The sequence below is a fragment of the Halomonas sp. ND22Bw genome (genome assembly GCF_003011945.1).
In the GTDB taxonomy this organism is placed as follows: Bacteria; Pseudomonadota; Gammaproteobacteria; order Pseudomonadales; family Halomonadaceae; genus Halomonas; species Halomonas halophila.
The window spans coordinates 1-254 of record NZ_PXWD01001317.1 but is presented as its reverse complement, the minus strand read 5'-3'; the positions used below and the strand labels follow the sequence as shown (position 1 = coordinate 254).

Sequence of the window (254 nt, the reverse complement as noted above, 5' to 3'; positions counted from 1 at the left end):
GGTCGTCGCGGCGACGAACCATGAGGCGGGGCTGGACCCGGCGACATTGCGGCGGTTCGTCTTTAAACTCCGGCTGAAACCGCTCGGGGCAGAGCGCGCCGCCGCCGCCTTCCTGCGTTTTTTCGGAGAGCCCGCCCCGACATGCCTTGGCATGGTAGAGGGGCTGACTCCCGGCGACTTCGCGGTGGTCGCGCGCCAGTTGCGTCACTGGCCAGCGGCGGATGCGCTGGAACTGGTTGAACGGCTGCGCGCGG

Annotated in this window: 1 protein-coding gene; it reads left to right on the top strand. The window is 69.3% G+C overall.

Going from position 1 to position 254, the window contains the following annotated elements:
* Window positions 1-254: hypothetical protein (locus CVH10_RS26215; RefSeq protein ID WP_219925017.1), on the top strand; the 254-nt coding region annotated here is incomplete at both ends.